This is a genomic window from Actinocorallia sp. API 0066, from assembly GCF_020991275.1.
Classification (GTDB): Bacteria; Actinomycetota; Actinomycetes; order Streptosporangiales; family Streptosporangiaceae; genus Actinocorallia.
In genome coordinates this window covers 339,270-358,240 of record NZ_JAJLQY010000002.1, presented here as the reverse complement: position 1 = coordinate 358,240, position 18,971 = coordinate 339,270, and the positions used below count along the sequence as shown (strand labels likewise).

Genomic DNA, 18,971 nt, shown 5'->3' with positions numbered 1-18,971 from the left:
CCACGCGGAGATGAATTAAGACGGCCCGGGGTGTACCACCCCGGGCCGTCCGGATGAAGCGGTTACTTGCCGCCCGCCTCCACGGTGACGGGGTCGGGCTTGTAGGACTCGCCCTTGGTGTCGCCGCCCACCTTGGCCAGCGCCTTCTTGATGTAGTCGTTGGTGTAGGGCAGGCCCTCGGGCTGCTTGGTGATGACGGTGTCGCCGTCGGCGTTCTTGGTGCCGAGCGCCAGGTCGACGGTCCGCTTCCAGTCGCCGCCGTTGACCACGCCGATGCCCTCGGGCGACGGCCAGATCAGCTTGTTGGTCTCGACCGTCTGCCACAGCTGGTGGCTCGCCCCGAGCTTGGAGCCCTTGGCGACGACGAGGTCACGGCACTCCTCGGGGTTGTCGCGGCAGTAGATCCAGCCCTTGATCGTGCCGGTGAGGAACTTGACGGTCGTCTCCTGGTAGCCGGTGTCGTTCAGCCGCTCGGTGGACGCCCACACCGCGTCCTGGAGCATCGCGGTGCCGACCTCGTTCCAGTCCAGGACGGTGAAGTCCGACGGCTGGTACAGCTTCTTGGTCTTCGGGTTCTCCGCTTCCAGGAGCTGCGCGTACTCGTTGTAGGACATGGCCTGGGCCGCGTCGATGTCGCCGCGCAGCAGCGCCTGCATGTCGAACTGCTGCTGGACGAGCGTGACGTCCTTGCCCGGGTCCAGGCCCGCCTTGGTCAGCGCGGCGAACAGCTCGAACTCGTTGCCGAAGCCCCAGTTGCCGACCTTCTTGCCCTTGAGGTCGGCGGGCGTCTTGATGCCGCTGTCGGCGAACGCCACCTGGTAGGTGCCGGACCGCTGGAAGATCTGCGCGACGTTGGTGATCGCCGCGCCCTGCTCGCGGGACGCGAGGGCCTTGGGCACCCAGGAGACGGCGTAGTCGGCGCGGCCCTGGGCGAGGACGGTCTGCGGGACGATGTCCACGCCGCCCTCCAGGATCTCGACGTCCAGGCCCTCTTCCTTGTAGAAGCCCTTGTCCACGGCCGCGATGTAGCCCGCGAACTGGGCCTGCACGAACCACTGGAGCTGGAGCTTGATCTTGGTCGGCGTGGTCGTGTCGCCGCCGTCGGCGGGGTCGTCGGCGGTGCCGCAGCCCGCCAGCAGCAGCGCCGCGGCGAACACACCGGTGAGGATCTTCTTCACTGGTTTACTTCCTCCGGGGGATATGAGGGGGGATGGGAGGTCCGTGGGGCGGGATCAGGAGGACGCGCGCCGCCAGGGCGTCGCGAGCCGTTCCAGCAGGAGCGCCGCCGCGTAGAACAGCAGCCCGAGCGCGCACGCGCCGACGACGAACGCCCAGGCCCTGGGGTAGGCCGTGTTGGACGCGGCGGCGGTGATGCGCGAGCCGAGGCCGTTCTGCAGGCCGCCGAAGTACTCGGAGACGACGGCGGCGATGACGCCGAGGGAGGACGCCTGCCGCAGCCCGGTGAAGAAGAACGGGGCGGCGCCGGGCAGCCGGACGAGCCGGTTGAACGCCCAGGGCGAGGCGGCGTAGGAGTCCATCAGCTCGGTGTGCGTCGGGTCGACCTCGCGCAGGCCGCGCAGCGTGTTCAGGAAGATCGGGAAGAACACGACGAGGGCGACGATGGCGCGGCGCGGGATGCTGCTCGTGGATTCGAACATGTTGTTCAGGATCGGCGCGAGCGCGATGATCGGCAGCGCGTTGGCGGCCGCGACGACCGGCGCGGACACCTCGCCGAGCAGCCCGAACCTGCTGGCCAGCAGGGCGGCGCCGAGCGCGAGGAGGGTTCCGGCGACGAGCCCGACGAGCACGTTCATGCCGCTGGCCGAGCCGGTCCGCACGATGACGTCGAAGGAGCGCAGGAACTCCTGGAAGATCGCGGACGGCGCGGGCAGCACGAACGGCGCGACCCTGCCGACCCGGACGAAGACCTCCCAGGCGAGCAGCGCGGCGACGCCGACGATCACGGGCGCGGCCAGCGCGCGGGCCCTCACTTCTGCTCCGCCTGGACGGGCACGGACGGGCCGCGCAGCGCGCGCCGCACCTCGGTGACGGCGGCGAAGAACTCGGGCGACTGCCTGACCTCCTCGGTCCGCGCGCCGAGCGACACCGGCACGATCTCGGTGAGCCGTCCGGGCCGCGCGGTCATGACGGCGACCCGGTCGGAGAGGAACACGGCCTCGTCGATCGAGTGGGTGACGAACACGACGGTCGTCCCGGTCTCGTCGCAGATCCGGAGCAGTTCGCCTTGTAGCCGTTCCCTTGTCATCTCGTCCAGGGCGCCGAAGGGCTCGTCCATGAGCAGCAGGGGCGGGCCGTCGGCCAGCGCGCGCGCTATCGACACCCGCTGCTGCATGCCGCCCGAGAGCTGGGCCGGGTAGTGCCCGGCGAACTCCGCGAGCCCGACCAGGTCGAGCATGGCCGCCGCGCGCCGCCGTCGCTCGCCCTTGCCGACGCCGCGCAGCTCCAGCGGCAGCTCCACGTTGCGCTGGACGGTGCGCCAGTCGAACAGCCCGGCCTTCTGGAAGACCATGCCGTAGGAGCGGTCCTTGCGGGCGGCGGAGGCGGGCTTGCCCGCTACGGTGACGCTGCCCGTCGTCGGGGGCGCGAGGTCGGCGATGAGGCGCAGCAGGGTGCTCTTGCCGCAGCCGGACGGGCCGATGAGCGAGACGAACTCCCCGGCCGCGACGGACAGGTCGGCGGCCGCGATCGCGGTGACCTCGCCGGGCCGTCCCGCGTTGAAGACCTTCGTGACGCCGGAAAGTTCGATCATGGTGTCGCTCCCCTCGCGGCGAGGCGCTGGGCGAGCGTCAGCAGACCGGTGACGGTCAGGCCGAGCAGCGCGGCGCCGAGCATCGCGGTGTAGACCTTGGCCGGGTCGGTGGTGGCCTCCCGGGAGTATTCGATGACGAGGCGGCCGATCCCGCCGCGGGTGCCGGTGGAGATCTCCCCGACGACGGCGCCGACGACGGCCGCCGCCCCGGCGAGCTTCAGCGCGGGGAACAGGTACGGCAGCGAGGCGGGCAGCCGCAGCTTGACGAGCGTCGCCCACCAGGACGCCGAGTAGCTGTCCATCAGCTCAAGGGCCTCCGGCGTCGGCGACTGCAACCCCCGCAGCAGCCCCACCGCGACCGGGAAGAACGCCAGATAGGCGGCGATGACGGACACCGTCCCCCACTGCGGCATGATCGCGCCGCCCCACCCGGCGATCGCGGGCGCGAGCGCCACCAGCGGGACGGTCTGCGACAGCACGACGTACGGCAGCAGGCCGCGTTCGGCGAACCCGAACCGCTGCATCAGCACCGCGAGCAGCCCGCCGACGACGACCCCGGCCAGCAGCCCGACCGCGACGATGCCGAGCGTCGTCAGGCAGGCCGACAGGAGCACCTCCCAGATGGGCGCGCCGCCGCGCAGCTCGGGCTGGCCGAGCCGGGCCAGCACCGTCCACAGGTGCGGCATCGCCTGGTCGTCCGAGCGCGGCAGGAACCGCACGCCCGCGACCGAGACGCCCTCGTCGGGGGCGAGTGCCTTGTAGAGCTCCCAGGCCCCGGCGGCGAGCGCCGCCAGGGCCAGGGAGCCGAGCGCGCGTCTCACAGATGCTTCACCGCTGGGATGATCTGCTCGCCGTAGGCCGCGAGGGTGTTCTCCTTGTCGTCGTGCTGGAGGTAGACGGCGAACTGGTGGACGCCGAGGTCGGCCAGTTCCTTCAGCCGCTCCAGATGGGCTTCGACCGGCCCGAGCAGGCAGAACCTGTCGACGATCTCGTCGGGCACGAAGTCGGTGTGGCTGTTGCCCGCCCTGCCGTGCTCGGCGTAGTCGTAGCCCTTGCGGCCCTTGATGTAGTCGGTGAGCGCCTGGGGCACTCCCCCGCCGTCCGTGCCGTACCTCTCGACGATGTCAGCGACGTGGTTGCCCACCATGCCGCCGAACCAGCGGGTCTGCTCACGCTGGTGCGCCACGTCGTCGCCCACGTAGGCGGGGGCGGCGACGCAGAAGGTGATCGCCTCAGGGTCGCGGCCCGCCTGCGCGGCCGCCTCCTTCACCGCGCGGATCGTCCAGGCGGTGATGTCGGGGTCGGCGAGCTGGAGGATGAACCCGTCGCCCACCTCCCCCGCGACGGCCAGGGCGCGCGGCCCATACCCGGCGACCCACATGGGCAGCGACCCGCCCTGGACCCACGGGAAGTGGATCTCCTGGCCGCGCACGTCCGCGACGCGTCCCTCGGCCATGTCGCGGATCGCGACGGTGGACGCGCGCAGTTCGGCGATCGTCGTCGGCTTGAGGCCGAGCGTGCGGACGGCCGAGTCACCACGGCCGATCCCGCAGACGGTTCGATTCCCGTACATCTCGTTCAGCGTCGCGAAATGCGAGGCGGTGACGGACCAGTCGCGGGTCTTCGGGTTGGTCACCATCGGCCCGACGACGATCCGCTCGGTGCGGTCGAGGATCTGGCTGTAGATGACGAACGGCTCCTGCCACAGCAGGTGCGAGTCGAAGCTCCAGACGTGGCTGAAGCCCGCCCGCTCGGCCTTCACCGCGAGATCCACGACGGCCGGCGCCGGCGGGTCGAGCTGGAAGACGACTCCGATGTCCAATGGTGTTCCCCCCTCGATAGGTGTGCGGCCTAGGCCAGGTACTGGGACAGGCCGCGGCGCAGGTACTGCCCGTGTCCCTTGCGCCCGCCGTAGACGCCGTCCGCAAGCAGGACGCTGCCCCTGCTGATGACGGTGTCGACCTTCCCGGCGATCTCGTAGCCCTCGAACGCGGAGTGGTCCATGTTCATGTGGTGGGTCTCGACGCTGATGCGGGTGCGGCCGTTCGGGTCGTAGACGACGATGTCGGCGTCCGAGCCGGGCGCGATGACGCCCTTGCGCGGGTAGAGGCCGAACATCCGGGCCGGGGTGGTGGCGATCGTCTCCACCCAGCGCTCAAGGCTGAGCTGGCCGTCCACGACGCCCTGGTAGAGCAGGTCCACGCGGTGCTCGACGCCGCCGATCCCGTTGGGGATCTTGGAGAAGTCGCCGACGCCCAGCTCCTTCTGGTCCTTGAAGCAGAACGGGCAGTGGTCGGTGGACACGACCGACAGGTCGTTGGTGCGCAGGCCGCGCCACAGGTCACGGCCGTGTGACTCGTGCTTGGAGCGCAGCGGCGTCGAGCACACCCACTTGGCGCCCTCGAAGCCGGGCGCGCCGAGCTGGTCCTCCAGCGTCAGGTACAGGTACTGCGGGCACGTCTCGGCGAACACGTTGCGTCCGGCGTCGCGCGCCTCGGCGACCCGCGCCAGCGCGCCGCTGGCCGACAGGTGGACGATGTACAGCGGGGTGTCGCGGGCGACCTCGGCCAGGTAGATGGCGCGGCTCGTCGCCTCGGCCTCCAGCGCGGCCGGACGGGTGATGCCGTGGTGGATCGGGTCGGTCTCGCCGCGCGCGAGCGCCTGCGCCACGAGGACGTCGATCGCGATGCCGTTCTCGGCGTGCATCATGATCATGGCGCCGTTCTCGCGGGCCTTCTGCATGGCCCGGAGGATCTGGCCGTCGTCGCTGTAGAAGACGCCCGGATAGGCCATGAACAGCTTGAAGCTGGAGATGCCCTCCTCGGCGACGAGCGCGTCCATCGCCTTGAGCGAGTCGTCGTCCACGCCGCCGATGATCTGGTGGAAGGCGTAGTCGACGTGGCAGTTCCCGGCGGCCTTGGCGTGCCAGGCGGCGAGCCCGTCCTGGACGCGCTCGCCGGTCCGCTGCACGGCGAAGTCGATGATCGTGGTGGTGCCGCCCCAGGCCGCGGCCCGCGTGCCCGTCTCGAACGTGTCGCTCGCGAACGTCCCGCCGAACGGCAGCTCCATGTGGGTGTGCGCGTCCACCCCGCCCGGGATGACGTACTTGCCCGTCGCGTCCACGATCTTGTCGGCCGTGGTGATCGCGCCCGGCACGGTGAGCGACACGATCCGCTCGCCGTCCACGAGCACGTCGGCGTCCACGGCGCCGGACGGACCGATCACTTTGCCGCCCTTGACCAGGAGTGTGGTCATACGTATTGCCTCCTCGGATACGTGCGCGGACGCTACGGAGCGGTCAGGTCGCCGTAGGCGTCCGGGCGGCGGTCGCGGTAGAAGGCCCAGCGGTCGCGCACTTCGGCGAGCAGGCCCAGGTCCAGGTCGCGGACGATCAGTTCGGCCTCGTGGCCGTCGCCGACGTCGCCGACGAACTTGCCCTCGGGGTCGACGAAGTAGGACGTGCCGTAGAAGTCGTTCTCGCCCAGGTCCTCGACGCCGACCCGGTTGATCGCGCCGACGTAGTACTCGTTCGCGACGGCCGAGGCGGGCTGCTCCAGCTTCCACAGGTACGAGGACAGGCCCCGGCTGGTGGCCGACGGGTTGAAGACGATCTGGGCGCCGTTCAGGCCCAGCGCGCGCCACCCCTCGGGGAAGTGCCGGTCGTAGCAGATGTAGACGCCGACCTTGCCGACCGCAGTGTCGAACACCGGGTAGCCGAGGTTGCCGGGCCGGAAGTAGAACTTCTCCCAGAAGCCCTTCACCTGCGGGATGTGCGTCTTGCGGTACTTGCCCAGGTAGGAACCGTCGGCGTCCACCACGGCGGCGGTGTTGTACAGCACGCCGGGCTGCTCCTGCTCGTACATCGGCAGGACCATCACCATGCCGAGCTCGGCGGCCAGCGCCTGGAAGCGCTCGGTGGTCGGGCCCGGGACCGACTCGGCGTACTCGTAGTAGGCCGGGTCCTGCACCTGGCAGAAGTAGGGCCCGTAGAACAGTTCCTGGAAACAGATGACCTTGGCGCCCTGGGCGGCGGCCTGGCGCGCGTACTCCTCGTGCGCCTTGATCATGGATTCCTTGTCGCCCGTCCAGTTCGTCTGGACCAGGGCCGCACGGATGACTTCGGACATCACTCTCCCCTTATCGAAGCCGTAATAGCGGTTATCCCATGCCCCTTAAGAGTTCGGAAGCTATGGCCGCAATGGGACACCCGGATTTCCCACACGTTCCGGAGGTGTTAATGACGCCATCCCGGACTCTCCGGTAATGGAGGGACGAACAACTCAGGCCGGGGATAAATGGCTTCGATTAGGAGGAACCGCTAAACGCGGGCGAGCAGCGCGTCGCAGTGCCCGACCAGCCGGGCCCGCAGGGGTTCGGCACGGGCCGCGAAGTCACGCTGGAAGGCCGCGTACTCGGCGCGTCCCTCGGCCGTCTCGACCGCGACGGGCGGGTAGCCGAGCGCCGCCATGTCGTACGGGCTGGCCCGCATGTCCACCGCGCGGATCTCCCTGGCCAGCGCGAAGCAGTCCGCGACGAGTTCGGCGGGGATCAGCGGCGAGAGCTTGTAGGCCCACTTGTAGAGGTCCATGTTCGCGTGCAGGCAGCCGGGCTGCTCCTGGTCGCGCTGGCCCTCGCGGGTCGGCTGCACGACGTTCAGGGGCCGCGCGGGCGGGGTGAAGAAGCGGAAGGCGTCGAAGTGGCTGCACCGCACCCCCCTGCGGTCCACCACGGCGGCGACCTCCTCGGGCGGCAGCCGCAGCGGCCAGGCCGCGTGCCTGACCTCGTCCTGCTCCAGCCGGTAGACCATCGCCCACTCGTGCATCCCGAAGCAGCCCAGGTGCGCGGGACGGGAGGCCGTCGCCGCGAGCAGGTCCCGGATCCAGCCGATGGCGGCGGCCCGCTTGGGCAGCAGCGTGTCCAGATCCAGGGTCGCGCCCTCAGGGGTGTCCTTGTAAGCGGGACCGAAATCCCTGGCCCCGGCCAGGACGACGCCCGCGCCGGGGTGCCAGCCCATCAGCCGACCGGGACGGTGCCCGTAGTACGTGAAGAGGAAGTCCTCCACGGGATGGGCGCGCCCCGCCCGCCGTCCGGCCAGGTAGCCGCCGATCATCCCTTCCAGCCGGGCCCGGTGCGCCTGCTTTCGGGCACGCCAGAGGGGGGTTTCGAGAACGAGAGCCATGCTCCGCATCGTAGGAGACCCTGCACGGCGCGTTCGCACCTGGTAAAACGAATGCATGAGCAGCTGCACGTGCACGCGCGGTCACCGCCGGCGTTGAACGGCGCGGTCGCGGACCGAAATCGGGCGAGGAGCGTAGATGATCCTGCGGGCCTTCAACGGGATGCCTGCCCAGTGGCTACCGGGCGTCGAGTGGCGCGCGGCCGAGCCCGGCGGCGGGCTTGAGGTGGCGTCGCTGCCGGACGGCGAGGTGGCGGTGCGCAACGCGCGCCACCCCGACAGCCCGGCGCTGATCTTCAGCGCCGACGAGCTCACCGCGTTCGTCGAGGGCGCCAGGGACGGCGTGTTCGACGACATCGCGCGGGACCTCCCGGAACGGGACCACAGCGAGGGGCCCGACGAGGCGCTGCGCTCGGCCTGAGCCAGCCGCCACGGCCGGGACCGAGGTCCCGCCGCAGACTCCGCGCGCGCCCGCCCCGCCCTCCCCGGCGCGAGCGGGTGCGCGCGGGACCCCACTCCCTGACGGGCGTGGCGGGCCGCGCTCACCGGCCCCTGACCGGGCGGACACGCGGCCCCGCGCGCGGGGCCGTGCCCGGCCCGGGGTTAGGCTCGCGGCATGACCTTCCTCGACCCGGCGGTCAGCGCCTACGTGCTCGACCACTGCACCCCGGCCGACGACGTCCTCCAGGACCTCGCCGACGAGACCCAGCGGGTGCTGCCCGACTTCGCGGGGATGCAGGTCTCCCTGGACGAGGGCCGGTTCCTGTCCCTCCTGGTCGGGCTCTCCGGGGCGCGCGACGCCCTGGAGGTCGGCGTCTTCACCGGCTACTCCTCGATCTGCATCGCGCGGGAGCTTCCCCCGGACGGCAGGCTGCTGGCCCTGGACGTCAGCGAGGAGTTCACGTCCATCGCGCGCCCGCACTGGGCGCGGGCGGGGGTCGCGGAGCGGATCGAGCTGAGGATCGGCCCCGCGCTCGCATCCCTCGCGGAGCTGCCCGAGACGCCGTCGTTCGACTTCGCTTTCATCGACGCGGACAAGACCGCCTACCCGGACTACTACGAGGCGATCCTCCCCCGGCTGCGTCCGGGCGGCCTCGTCGTGCTGGACAACGTGCTGCGCGAGGGCCGTGTTGTGGACCCGACCGCCCGCGAACCCGCCGACCTCGCCATCAAGGCCCTCAACGACACGATCGCCGCCGACCCCCGCGTCACCTCGGTCATGCTGCCCGTCCGCGACGGCGTCACCCTCGCCCGCAAGCTGTCGTAGTACTAAGAGCTCCCTCAATACGCGACGGCCGGGCCGAGACATGCTCGGACCGGCCGTGGAGTCGTGTGGTCTTAAGGGTGGTCGCGGTGGTCGCCGCGGCGTAGGTGGGCGAGCCAGGGGCCGAGGAGCGTGTCGGTGTCCAGGCCCGCGGCGCGTAGTCGGGCGATGGCCCGGTCGGCGCGCAGCCAGTCGGGCTCGCGGGTGACGGCGGGCGCGGGCCGGTCCGGCAGCATCCGCCGGGCCAGCAGCACAAGCCCGGTCGCCAGCAGGACGACGACCATGAAGAGCACCGGAAGCACCGTGCTCTCGGTGATCGGCATGCCGGCGGCGGTCATCCGTTGCCGACTTCCTGCTGGCGGGGGACGAAGTCCTCGGTCTCGACGGGGCCGCGTTCGGCGTCGCGGACGAGCACGTCCTCCAGCGCGGTGCGCACGGTGGCGAGGCCGTCGACGAGGCGGTCGTGCGCCCGGCTCAGCTCCGCGATCCGGGCGCCGACCTCGGCGTCGAGCGACTTGCCGACCCGTTCCTCCAGCTCCATCGCGCGCTGCCGGGCCTCGCCGAGGACGCGTTCGGCCTCGACGGTCGCGGCGGCGAGCCGTTCGCGCGCCTCCGCGGCCATCAGGTCGGCCAGCTCCCGCGCGCCGAGCAGGGTGCGTTCCGCCTGTCCCGCCGCCTCGGCGCGGCGCTGGTCGGCGCACTCGGCGGCCAGCCGCAGCATCCGGGTGACGGCGCCCTCCGAGGGCGCGACGGACGCGCCGCCTGCCGTCTCGGTGCGGGCGCGCAGCTCGCGGCGCACCTCGAACACAAAATCGTCGACCTCACGCCGGGAATATCCGAAAAGTCGGATGCCGAATCCCGGTTCCTCACGAACTGCCATGAGCCGGAGGCTAGGCACCCGTGAGCACGCCCGCCGGTCGGACGTGCGGGGGGACCGGAATCTTTGCCGACTCCCGGTCTCGTCACGGGAAACGACATAGGATTCACCGCAAGCGACGCCGCCGACACGGACGGAACCCCGCCGACCCATGCCCACCACGAGGCTCTACCAGGCCGTCCTGCGCGATCCCGGCCCCACCCTCGCCAAGCGCCTCCGCCGGGCGTTCAGCACGTGGCTCGCCGGACTCGGCTTCCCCGACATCCCGATCAGCCCGCACTACGCGGCGACGTCCGGCGGCGTCCGCGCCCGGATGGACGCGCTGCGCGGCTGCGGCAGGTTCACCCTGGAGGACGGGCGGCTGCGCACCCGCGTCACCTACGCCCAGACGGTCGAGCGGATGACGGGCTGGGTCGTCGTCACCGTCGAGCAGTACGCGGGCGAACCCACCGAGGCGTTCGCGCCCGGGTTCCTGCCCGCCTACCTGGCCACCGAGCGCATCACCGACGGCGGCGTGCAACTGCCCGCGCAGGCCGAGGAGCACGACGAGGACGGCACCGTCTACCTGCTGGCCGATCTCGCCGAGCGCAACCGCAGGGTGCCGGTCGTGGTGGTCGCGGTGGAGGGGCGCGGCAGCGCGTCGGGACGTGCCAACGCCGAGTACCTGGCCGAGCGGGTCGCCGGGGTCGCCCAGGTCGTCTGGCTGGCCGACCTGCGCGCGCAGGACCGTTTCAACGACTGCGTCGGAGGCGACCTCGCCGTCTACGGCGGCGGCATCCGCACCTACCTCGCGGGCTTCAAGCCGGTCGAGGAGGAGGCCGACAGGCACCGGGTGATGGGCGGCAAGATGGTCCGCGCCGAGGGACCGCCCGCGCTGGACCGTGCCGCCGGGTACATCATCGGCGAGACGGCCGGCATGAAGCTGCCCGACGAACTGCGCGAGCCCTACCGGGTCGTCGGGCGGATCGTGCAGGGCGACGCGGAGCCCGAGGCGCTGCACGAGGCGGCCAGGCCGCAGCCGGTCCGGTCGGCGTTCATCGACCACGAGCTGTACCGCAAGATGATGGACCTCGCCAAGGCGTCGGCGGTGCGCGCGCCCGTCCCCGCGCCGCCCAAGTCGCGCCCGCCGGTGCCCGCGCCGCGCGCGCCCGAGCCGGAGCCGGAGCCGGAACCCGGGCCCGCCGAGCCGCCGCCGGGCGTCGATCTGGACGTGCTGGCCAGGGGCGTCGCCGACCGGGTCGCCGACCGGCTCGCGGGCCTCGCCGACACCGTCGCGCAGACGGTGAGCGGCAGGCTGCACGGCGAGCTGGAGAGCATGCTCGACCTCGTCACCTCCGATCCGCAGGAGCTGGCCCGGCACATGCGGACGATGAACAGCCACGTGGAGAGCCTGACCCGCGAGCTCAGCGAGGCCCGCGCGGGCCGGGAGCGGGCCGACTCCGGCAGGGCCGAGGCCGAGTCGGAGTCCTCCCGGCTGGAGGACGAGATCGAGCGGCTCGTCGCCCAGCAGCGCTGGCTGGAGCAGGACCTCGCCGAGGCGACCGCGCGGGAGCGGCGCCTGGCCGTCCGGGTGCGGCGGCTGGAGACGGAGCTGGCCAAGGCCGCCGGGCCGGTCGAGATCGCCGACGAGACCCCGGAGTCGCCCGCCTCGCTGGTGGACGCGCTGCACTTCGCCGAGTCGCTCACCCACGTCGTCATCGGCGAGACCATGCACGAGGCGGGCCTGCTGGACCTCGCGCACCCGACGCTGCGGCGGGTGTGGGCGGGCAAGGCGTGGGACGCGCTGTGCGCCCTGGACGAGTACGCGCGGGCCCGCTCGGCGGGCGGGTTCCAGGGCGGGTTCCGCGACTGGTGCCTCGCCGAGACGGGAGGCCGCCGCGTCATCTCGGCGAACCTCCTGGCGATGAAGGAGTCCGACTCCGTCACCGGCCGCGACAAGTTCTCCGCCGTCCGTACCTTCGCCGTCCCCCCCGAGGTCGACCCGTCCGGCCGCGTCTTTATGCCCGCCCACATCAAACTCCGCAAAGCGGGCACCCCCGCCCCCCGCATCCACTTCCTGGACGACGCGGGCGGCACCACCGGCCGAATCTGGGTCGGCTACGTAGGCGACCACCTCCCCAACACCAGGACCAACTGACGGGAGCGCAGGGTGGTTCGGCCCAGTTAGGCTGCCGGGATGACGACCCCGGAGACGGTGAACCGCGAACGGGTGGCGCACGGGCTTTCCCTTCTCGGGCAGGGGCTCGGGCCCTACGTGGACCGTCAGATGCGCAATCGGCGCGGGCCTGAGTGGCTCGCCGCGTTGGAGAAGGCGGACGCGTACCGGACGTCCCATCCGGTCGCGCACACGCTGGGTGATCCCGAGTTGCTGTTGCGGCTCGTGGTGGAGGAGCCGTTCTTCCACGAGATCATTCCGGCGCCCGGCGTGAAGGTGGCGCAGGTGTTGCGGTCGGTCGTGCACCGGGCCGGGCACGAGGGTGTGTTCAGCGACGGCGAGGCGGGGCAGGCGCTGCGCACGATGGCGCAGTTGCTGCGGCTCATCGGGGCGCGCAAGCTCGCGGTCGAGACGCAGCGGCTGGTGACGCCGGAGCCGCCGCCTCCGCCCCGCGAGGCGCGGACCACGGTGCCTCGACCACGGCTGCCGAAACTGCCGAAACTGCCGCGGCTGCCGAAGCTGCCGGGCGGCAAGGCGCGGTCGGGGGGCGGCGGCGCGCAGATCCGGCTGACGACGTTCCTGGTGGCCGGGCTGGCGGTGTTGGCGGCGTTCCAGGTGCTCGGCTCCCGTGACTCCCCCGACGACCCGTACGAGGGCGCCTGGGCGTCCCGCGAGGTGGGCGCGGAACTCGTCCGCGAGAACGCCGTGACGCTGCCGGACAGACACCATCTTGTGCTGCTGGAGGCGACGCCGAAGGAGAAGCCGTTCCGGGGCGACGTGTACTACCAGGCGGGCTCCCTGCACGCGTCCGACCGTCGGCTGGCGGTGCTGCCGAAGGACGGCCCGGCGGGGTACGCGCGCTGCCGGGACGCGCGCGAGCACGTGTCCCGGGCCGACGGCGACGTCCTCACCAAGGGCGCGCGGCTGTGCGTCGTCACCGACACCGGGGCCGTCGCGCTGCTGACGGTCACCGAGCGCCGCACCGAGCCGGACCGCTCCCTCACCTTCGCGCTCCGCGTCTGGAAGGGCCCACGGCCGGACTGAGCGGCGTCAGGCGTCAGGCGTCGGGCCAGAAGGCGGCGTAGAGGGTGTCGTCGCGGGCGACCGACCAGCCCGCGCGGCGCAGGTGGGCCAGGACGGCGTTGACGTGCTCGGCCGTGAGGTGTTCGCGGCCGGACGGCCAGTCGCGTTCGATCGGGCCGAAGCGCTCGCGGAACGCGGCGTCCGCCCAGGGGCCGCGCACGGTCGGCACCGGGCGCCAGCCGGAGTCGCCGAAGCACGGGTGCTCGTCGACGTCGAAGGGCTGGTCGTCGGCGGGGCGGACGGCCTGCCACAGGTCGCTGGTGGAGCGGGCGCGCAGGTGGTCGACGTCGACGTCCTCGTGGGCGCGGCAGACGAGTTCGACGTAGTAGTCGAGGCAGCGGCGCCTGTCGTCCACGGGGAGGCCGAACGCGCGGGCCTCGCCGTAGGTGCGGGCGCTGAAGGCGGCGTCCAGGGTGCGCACGCCCTCCTCGGCCTCCGCGTAGTCCATGAGGTAGAGGTCGGTGCCGTGCACGCCGAGCGCGAGTTCCGTCCGGGCGGCGGGCGTGCCCGACATTTCCGGCGGACGGTAGTCGGCCTTGTCGCCGGGGAAGAGGGGTTCGCCCTCGTAGACGCCGAGCAGCCTTCCCGAGCCGCGCGGCCGGGCGAGGCGGCGCGGCGGGGTGCCGGGCAGCCACGAGCCCTCGGCCCCGCAGCTGTACAGGGTGACGTTGCCGCCCGAGCCGTAGAACGCGACGCCCCAGCCGCGCTCCAGCCAGCCGTCCACGGTGGTGAGCAGGTGGACCCGCCCGGACGGGCTGGTGAGCCCCGCCGCGCGCCAGGCGTCCAGCGCCCACTCGCGGGCGAGATCCTCCCCGACGACCCGGACGGGGCGCGGCGGGCCGGGCGGCAGGGGGTGGGTCGCCAGTTCCAGGAGGGGGGACATGGCCACTCCTTCACCGTTCTGGTTTCTGGAGGCGGGATCGGGCGGCTCGGCGGCGGTGGGCGGGCCGGGCTCTGGCGGGTGCGGCGGCTGCTCGATATTCTGTTCTATCGCATGGATGTTCGGTCGCGCCACATCCGGAGGCCGACGTCCACCTGTTCCATGAGGTCGAGTCCGGAGATCTCGGTCAGCGGGAACCACGCGGCGCGGTCGGTGGAGTTGTCCGTCTCGTGGCGGAGTGTGCCGCCGGTGCGCTCCACCTCGTACAGGACGCGCAGGCCGTGGAAGTCGACGACCCTGCCGTCCCAGGAGCGGGTCGGCAGGTGGAAGGAGTGGACGCCGAGCAGTCCCGTGATCCTGCCGGTGTAGCCGGTCTCCTCGGTGAGTTCGCGGAGCACCGCGACGGCGGGGTCCTCGCCGTGTTCGAGGCCGCCGCCGGGCAGGATCCAGCGGGGGACGTCACCGCCGATGAACCGGGCGAGCAGGATCGCGTCCTGCTCGACGACCACGGCGTAGGCCGCCACCCTCAGCCGCTTTTCTATGGGTTTGTCCACGGTTCCAGTGAACCAGGGCGGCCGGGTGGAATGCCCGGCCGCCCACGATCATCCTGCTGTCACTGCCAGGTGTTGCTGACGGTGTGGGACGAGCCGGAGCCCGTGCTGAAGGAGCGGTTCCCGCCGCCCTCCCACGTCACGTTCCCGTTGGCGTCCTTGCGGATGTACTTGTACTCGATGGACGTGCTCTTCGGCACGATCGTGAGCCTGCTCCAGACGGGGTAGGAGGCCGCCGAAAGCGGGATCGCGTGCGCGGGGTTCCACGCGCCGAGAGCGGCGATGTTGCCCACGACGTACACGTTCTGGCCGAAGGACGTCGTCGCGTTGACGTTGAACGTGAGCGCCGTGGCGTTCGCGTTGGCGAGGTTCCAGCTGTTGCTCAGCGTGGTGCCGCTGGTCCCCGTGGTGTAGGTGCGGTTGGGGTTGCTCTCCCAGGTGACGGTGCCGCCCGCGGTCTTCTTGATGAACTTGTACTCGATCGCGGTGTTGGCCGGGAGTGCTACCGAGCCCGTCCACACCGGGTATCCGGCGGCGGAGAGCTTGACGGCCGCGCCGGTGTTCCACGAGCCGAGGGCCGCGACGTTGCCGACCACGTAGACGTCCTCACCCGGAACGGTCTGGGTGTAGACGTTGAAGGTGTCGGTGACGGTCGCGGGGTTCGTCGGGTCGGTCGGGGTCGGGGTCGGCTCGGTCGGGGTGGGGGTCGGGGTGGTGGGGGTCGGCGTCGGTGTCGGGTCGCCGCCGAGCTTGGCGTTCGCGTGGATGGCCACCGCGTTGTTCGCGGGGATAGTGACGGTCGCCTGCCCACCCGAGACCGTCACCGGGGTGCCGGCGCACTGCGTGCCGTTGACGCCGCCGGTGATGACGTCGCAGTAGGTGCCGTCCGTGAGGCCGGTCGTGTAGGTCGCGGTGGAGCCGCTGCCGGAGTCGTTGATGCCGATCCAGCCACGGTCGCCGCGGCTGAACGCGATGACGTTGGCGTTGGTCACGGTGAAGTTCGAGACGGAGCCGACCGACTTGGCGGTGTTCGCCCAGCCGACCATGCCCTTGACGCCCGTCGTCTGGCTGAGGCAGTTCCATCCCGAGCCGCACACCGCGTCGTTGACGTACCCGTTGCCGTTGTGCGGCGGCGACTGGCCGTTCACCGAGTAGGTGAAGCTGTCGTAGACCGACGGCTTCCCGTGCGGGTAGGCGAGGACGAAGTAGTTCGCCAGCACGTAGTCCGTGCCGTTCTTGTAGGACAGGACAACGCCGTCGCGCTCCAGGTCGTGGTTGGTGACCATGGCGAAGACGTTGGCGCTCGGCGCGTCCTTGTTCCAGTTCGGCACGTTCGCGAGGTTGGAGATCGAGCCCTGGAAGGCCGAGCGGATGCCCTTGGCGTAGGCGAAGTCGAGGACGTCGCCGTTGCCGATGAAGGCGGCGGCCTGGAGGGCGGGGTTGCTGGCCCCGTCGAAGATCTCCTGGGCGACGTACGGCCGCTTGTTCTCCGCGGTCGTGTTGTTCACCTTGGCGAGGATCGCGGCGAAGTCGCTCTTCTTGATGTGCTTGACGGCGTCCACCCGGAAGCCGTCTACCCCGAGGCCGACGAGGTCGTTGAGATAGGCGGCGATCTTGTTGCGCACGCTCTCGTCGCCGGTGCGCAGGTCGGCCAGGCTGAGCAGCTCACACCCGGTGACCTGCTCCTCGTTGTTCCAGTCGTTGATCCCACCGGAGGTGGTGCAGCCGCTTCCGGGGTGGTGGAAGTCGTTGTAGCCGTAGGGCACGGCCGGGTAGCTGTAGCCCGTAGGGCTGAAGCTGGTGCCGTCGTAGCCGGTCGTGTGGGAGTTGTTGGTGCCCGCCATGTGGTTGACGACGGCGTCGATGTAGACGCGCACGCCGGCGTTGTGGCACGCCTGGACCATCGCGGCGAACTCGGCGCGGGTGCCGAGCCTGCTCTCCAGCTTGTAGGAGACGGGCTGGTACACCTCCCACCAGGGGTGCGCTCCGTCGCTGCTGCTGGGCAGTTTGACGGACTCCTGCGGCGGCGCGACCTGGACCGCGCCGTACCCGGCCGGGCCGAGGTGGTTGGTGCAGGCGGCGGCGACGGAGTCCCAGTTCCACTCCCACAGGTTCGCCGTCACCTCGCTGTCGTTCAGGGTGACCGCCGCGTTGGCGGGCGCGCCGCCGCCGAACACCGCGACGGGGACCACCGCGCCCGCGGCCAGCGCCACGGCGGCGCCGATCTCGCGCCAGCGGAGTCCGCGTTTTCTTGCGTGCATACGGGGATGCCTCCTCAGGAAGGCCGATCGGATGGGGGTGGGACGGCCGTCCACTGGAGCGAGAATGAATCACCGATGAAAACAAGTCAAGATTCTTGCGCAAAAACAATGAAACCTTCCAGAAACCAGCAACTCTCACCTCGTTAACCCCCGCTAACGCGACCGCCCCCACCTGCCCGGAAGGGGCGGATGGGGGCGTCGGGGCGGCGCGGTCAGCCGAAGGTGCGCTTGAGCTTCGCGGTGCCGTGGTCGGTCGTGTACGAGACGGCCTTGCGTTCGGTCGAGTTGCGGTTGAGGCGGTTGGTGAGGAAGTGCCAGTCCATCCGGGTCCGGGCGGGCGTCACCTCGACGACGCCGTAGCCGTGGTCGTCCAGGTTGGTCCAGCGGACGTGCCGGTTCGTCACGGCGATGGCCGATTCGATGGCGAGCGAGGCGGTCCGGGGCGCGGTGCCCAGGATGTCGTCGATGTTGTCGCTCGTGACGGACGGGACGACGAACTCCGTCGCGACCGACTTGCTCACCGGGTAGGTGCCGGGCTTCAGCGGGATCTCGTTAGCCCAGCTCGTGTGGATGTCGCCGGTCAGGAACACCGTGTCGCCCGTGCCGCGCGCCTGGAGCGCGGCGTACAACTCGGCCCGGTCGGCGGTGTACCCGTCCCACTGGTCGGGGTTGAGGGTGAGGCCGTTCGCCGGGATGCCGAGCAGCTTGGCGAGCGGGCCGAGCGCCTGCGCGGAGAGCGCGCCGAGGACGAGCGGGCTGATCATCACCGACGTCCCGACGAGCCGCCAGCGCGTCGTGGACGCCGCCAGGGTGTCCTTGAGCCAGGACATCTGGGCCGCGCCCGTGATGGTCCGGGACGGGTCGTCCACGGCGAGGCCGCCCGCCTGCTGGGAGCGGTAGGAGCGCAGGTCCAGGAGGACGATCTCGGCCAGCGTGCCGAAGCGCAGCGACCTGTACAGGGTGCCTTCCGGCGAGAACCTTACGGGCATCCACTCCTGGTAAGCCTGGAGCGAGGCCGCCTTGCGCGCCGCGTAGGGGCCTTCAGTCTCCGGCGTGTGGTTCTCCGCGCCGTCCGCCCACGCGTCGTTCGCGATCTCGTGGTCGTCCCACACGATGAGCCACGGATGCCTCGCGTGGGCGGCCTGGAGGTCGGGGTCGGTCTTGTAGGACGCGTGCCGGATCCGGTAGTCGGCGAGCGTGACGATCTCGTGCTCGGGCGCGGTCTTGCGCGGCACGGTGCCGCCCGCCGCGTAGCTGCCCGTGCCGTACTCGTAGATGTAGTCGCCCAGGTGGATGACGCCGAAGACGTCGTCGCGGGCGGCCAGGTGCCGGTAGGAGGAGAACCAGCCCGCCTCCCAGTTGGAGCACGACACGACGCCGAACTTGAGGGACGACACGGAGGCGTCCGTCGCGGGCGCGGTCCGGGTCCGGCCTGTGGGCGAGTAGGTACCGGCGTAAGCGAAGCGGTAGTAGTAGCCCGTGCCAGGGGTCAGCCCGCCGACGTCCACCTTGACCGTGTGGTCGCGGTCGGGCCCGGTGGTGACGGTGCCGGAGGCCGTCACGGAGCTGAAGGACGGGTCTGTCGAGAGCTGCCAGGAGACGTCGGCCTGCGGTCCGGTCCCGCTTCCGGGGACGGCCTCGGGCACGGGCGTCACCCTGGTCCACAGGATGACGCCGTTGGGCAGGGGGTCGCCTGAGGCGACTCCGTGCGCGAAGTACGGGGTCGGGTCGGCGTGCGCGGCGGCCGGGGCCAGGACGGCCAGGGCCGCGCCCGCGCCGCCGAGCTTCAGCGCGTCACGGCGGTTCAGGTGGGTCACAAGCGCCGAAGGTAGTCAGCGGGGCGGATCTGACAACAGGGACGGCCGTAAAGGGCCATCCGCCGTTTACCGAACTTTCTTCGTGATAGCCGGGCGACACGCCTGAGGTCACTGGAAAACCCTGGAACTCCTGGGAA

Annotated in this window: 18 protein-coding genes; 4 read left to right on the top strand and 14 right to left on the bottom strand. The window is 71.2% G+C overall.

The window, feature by feature from the left end:
- Positions 1-62: 62 nt before the first annotated feature.
- From LO762_RS06325 to LO762_RS06290, 8 genes are all read right to left on the bottom strand, one after another.
- A complete protein-coding gene (locus LO762_RS06325; protein WP_230613251.1) occupies positions 63-1,178 on the bottom strand; it encodes an ABC transporter substrate-binding protein in 1,116 nt (371 codons plus the stop codon).
- A 54-nt stretch (positions 1,179-1,232) separates the two neighbouring features.
- On the bottom strand, positions 1,233-1,991 hold the full coding sequence (locus tag LO762_RS06320) for an ABC transporter permease (RefSeq protein WP_230613250.1): 759 nt from the start codon (positions 1,989-1,991) through the stop codon (positions 1,233-1,235).
- Positions 1,988-2,770 carry an ABC transporter ATP-binding protein gene (locus tag LO762_RS06315; protein ID WP_230613249.1) on the bottom strand — a complete coding sequence of 261 codons (783 nt, stop codon included), beginning with the start codon at positions 2,768-2,770 and terminating at the stop codon, positions 1,988-1,990. Before LO762_RS06315 ends, LO762_RS06320 begins: the two co-directional genes overlap by 4 nt.
- Positions 2,767-3,591, bottom strand: a complete 825-nt coding sequence (locus LO762_RS06310) for an ABC transporter permease (RefSeq protein ID WP_230613248.1) — start codon at positions 3,589-3,591, stop codon at positions 2,767-2,769. Before LO762_RS06310 ends, LO762_RS06315 begins: the two co-directional genes overlap by 4 nt.
- Positions 3,588-4,592, bottom strand: a complete 1,005-nt coding sequence (locus LO762_RS06305) for a TIGR03842 family LLM class F420-dependent oxidoreductase (RefSeq protein WP_230613247.1) — start codon at positions 4,590-4,592, stop codon at positions 3,588-3,590. Before LO762_RS06305 ends, LO762_RS06310 begins: the two co-directional genes overlap by 4 nt.
- A gap of 29 nt (positions 4,593-4,621) precedes the next feature.
- Positions 4,622-6,025 (bottom strand): dihydropyrimidinase, encoded by a 1,404-nt coding sequence (gene hydA, locus LO762_RS06300; protein ID WP_230613246.1) that lies wholly within the window; start codon positions 6,023-6,025, stop codon positions 4,622-4,624.
- Between the two features lie 32 nt (positions 6,026-6,057).
- Entirely contained in the window at positions 6,058-6,897 is an 840-nt protein-coding gene (locus LO762_RS06295; RefSeq protein WP_230613245.1) for a nitrilase-related carbon-nitrogen hydrolase, read from the bottom strand.
- Positions 6,898-7,088: 191 nt separating this feature from the next.
- On the bottom strand, positions 7,089-7,949 hold the full coding sequence (locus LO762_RS06290) for a 3-methyladenine DNA glycosylase (RefSeq protein ID WP_308103438.1): 861 nt from the start codon (positions 7,947-7,949) through the stop codon (positions 7,089-7,091).
- A 136-nt stretch (positions 7,950-8,085) separates the two neighbouring features.
- On the opposite strand from LO762_RS06290, the gene LO762_RS06285 reads away from it, so the two are divergent.
- Entirely contained in the window at positions 8,086-8,367 is a 282-nt protein-coding gene (locus LO762_RS06285; RefSeq protein WP_230613243.1) for a DUF397 domain-containing protein, read from the top strand.
- A 195-nt stretch (positions 8,368-8,562) separates the two neighbouring features.
- On the top strand, positions 8,563-9,213 hold the full coding sequence (locus tag LO762_RS06280; RefSeq protein ID WP_230613242.1) for an O-methyltransferase: 651 nt from the start codon (positions 8,563-8,565) through the stop codon (positions 9,211-9,213).
- 71 nt (positions 9,214-9,284) lie between these two features.
- On the opposite strand, the gene LO762_RS06275 is transcribed toward LO762_RS06280, so the two are convergent.
- Positions 9,285-9,548 (bottom strand): hypothetical protein, encoded by a 264-nt coding sequence (locus LO762_RS06275; RefSeq protein ID WP_230613241.1) that lies wholly within the window; start codon positions 9,546-9,548, stop codon positions 9,285-9,287.
- A complete protein-coding gene (locus tag LO762_RS06270) occupies positions 9,545-10,090 on the bottom strand; it encodes a hypothetical protein (protein ID WP_230613240.1) in 546 nt (181 codons plus the stop codon). The genes LO762_RS06275 and LO762_RS06270 overlap by 4 nt, the downstream gene beginning before the upstream one ends.
- 148 nt (positions 10,091-10,238) lie before the next feature.
- Here LO762_RS06270 and LO762_RS06265 point away from each other — a divergent pair, with 148 nt between their 5' ends.
- Together LO762_RS06265 and LO762_RS06260 are read left to right on the top strand one after the other, a co-directional pair.
- On the top strand, positions 10,239-12,224 hold the full coding sequence (locus LO762_RS06265) for a hypothetical protein (RefSeq protein ID WP_230613239.1): 1,986 nt from the start codon (positions 10,239-10,241) through the stop codon (positions 12,222-12,224).
- Between the two features lie 39 nt (positions 12,225-12,263).
- A complete protein-coding gene (locus tag LO762_RS06260; RefSeq protein ID WP_230613238.1) occupies positions 12,264-13,286 on the top strand; it encodes a Swt1 family HEPN domain-containing protein in 1,023 nt (340 codons plus the stop codon).
- A gap of 13 nt (positions 13,287-13,299) precedes the next feature.
- On the opposite strand, the gene LO762_RS06255 is transcribed toward LO762_RS06260, so the two are convergent.
- The 4 genes from LO762_RS06255 to LO762_RS06230 form a co-directional block, all read right to left on the bottom strand.
- Positions 13,300-14,208 (bottom strand): hypothetical protein, encoded by a 909-nt coding sequence (locus LO762_RS06255; protein ID WP_230613237.1) that lies wholly within the window; start codon positions 14,206-14,208, stop codon positions 13,300-13,302.
- Between the two features lie 104 nt (positions 14,209-14,312).
- Positions 14,313-14,759 carry an NUDIX hydrolase gene (locus LO762_RS06250; protein WP_230613236.1) on the bottom strand — a complete coding sequence of 149 codons (447 nt, stop codon included), beginning with the start codon at positions 14,757-14,759 and terminating at the stop codon, positions 14,313-14,315.
- A gap of 59 nt (positions 14,760-14,818) precedes the next feature.
- Positions 14,819-17,017, bottom strand: coding sequence for a carbohydrate-binding module family 20 domain-containing protein (locus tag LO762_RS06235; protein ID WP_304523616.1), 2,199 nt, complete (start codon positions 17,015-17,017; stop codon positions 14,819-14,821).
- A 212-nt stretch (positions 17,018-17,229) separates the two neighbouring features.
- On the bottom strand, positions 17,230-18,834 hold the full coding sequence (locus LO762_RS06230) for an alkaline phosphatase (RefSeq protein ID WP_230613235.1): 1,605 nt from the start codon (positions 18,832-18,834) through the stop codon (positions 17,230-17,232).
- Between the last annotated feature and the right edge of the window lie 137 nt (positions 18,835-18,971).

Bases quoted from the DNA above. Each gene is read 5' to 3' on its own strand.
- LO762_RS06315 (WP_230613249.1), bottom strand. From the start codon at position 2,770: ATGATCGAACTTTCCGGCGTCACGAAGGTCTTCAACGCGGGACGGCCC.
- hydA (WP_230613246.1), bottom strand. From the start codon at position 6,025: ATGACCACACTCCTGGTCAAGGGCGGCAAAGTGATCGGTCCGTCCGGC.
- LO762_RS06295 (WP_230613245.1), bottom strand. From the start codon at position 6,897: ATGTCCGAAGTCATCCGTGCGGCCCTGGTCCAGACGAACTGGACGGGC.
- LO762_RS06290 (WP_308103438.1), bottom strand. From the start codon at position 7,949: ATGGCTCTCGTTCTCGAAACCCCCCTCTGGCGTGCCCGAAAGCAGGCG.
- LO762_RS06285 (WP_230613243.1), top strand. From the start codon at position 8,086: ATGATCCTGCGGGCCTTCAACGGGATGCCTGCCCAGTGGCTACCGGGC.
- LO762_RS06280 (WP_230613242.1), top strand. From the start codon at position 8,563: ATGACCTTCCTCGACCCGGCGGTCAGCGCCTACGTGCTCGACCACTGC.
- LO762_RS06275 (WP_230613241.1), bottom strand. From the start codon at position 9,548: ATGACCGCCGCCGGCATGCCGATCACCGAGAGCACGGTGCTTCCGGTG.
- LO762_RS06270 (WP_230613240.1), bottom strand. From the start codon at position 10,090: ATGGCAGTTCGTGAGGAACCGGGATTCGGCATCCGACTTTTCGGATAT.
- LO762_RS06265 (WP_230613239.1), top strand. From the start codon at position 10,239: ATGCCCACCACGAGGCTCTACCAGGCCGTCCTGCGCGATCCCGGCCCC.
- LO762_RS06260 (WP_230613238.1), top strand. From the start codon at position 12,264: ATGACGACCCCGGAGACGGTGAACCGCGAACGGGTGGCGCACGGGCTT.
- LO762_RS06255 (WP_230613237.1), bottom strand. From the start codon at position 14,208: ATGTCCCCCCTCCTGGAACTGGCGACCCACCCCCTGCCGCCCGGCCCG.
- LO762_RS06235 (WP_304523616.1), bottom strand. From the start codon at position 17,017: ATGCACGCAAGAAAACGCGGACTCCGCTGGCGCGAGATCGGCGCCGCC.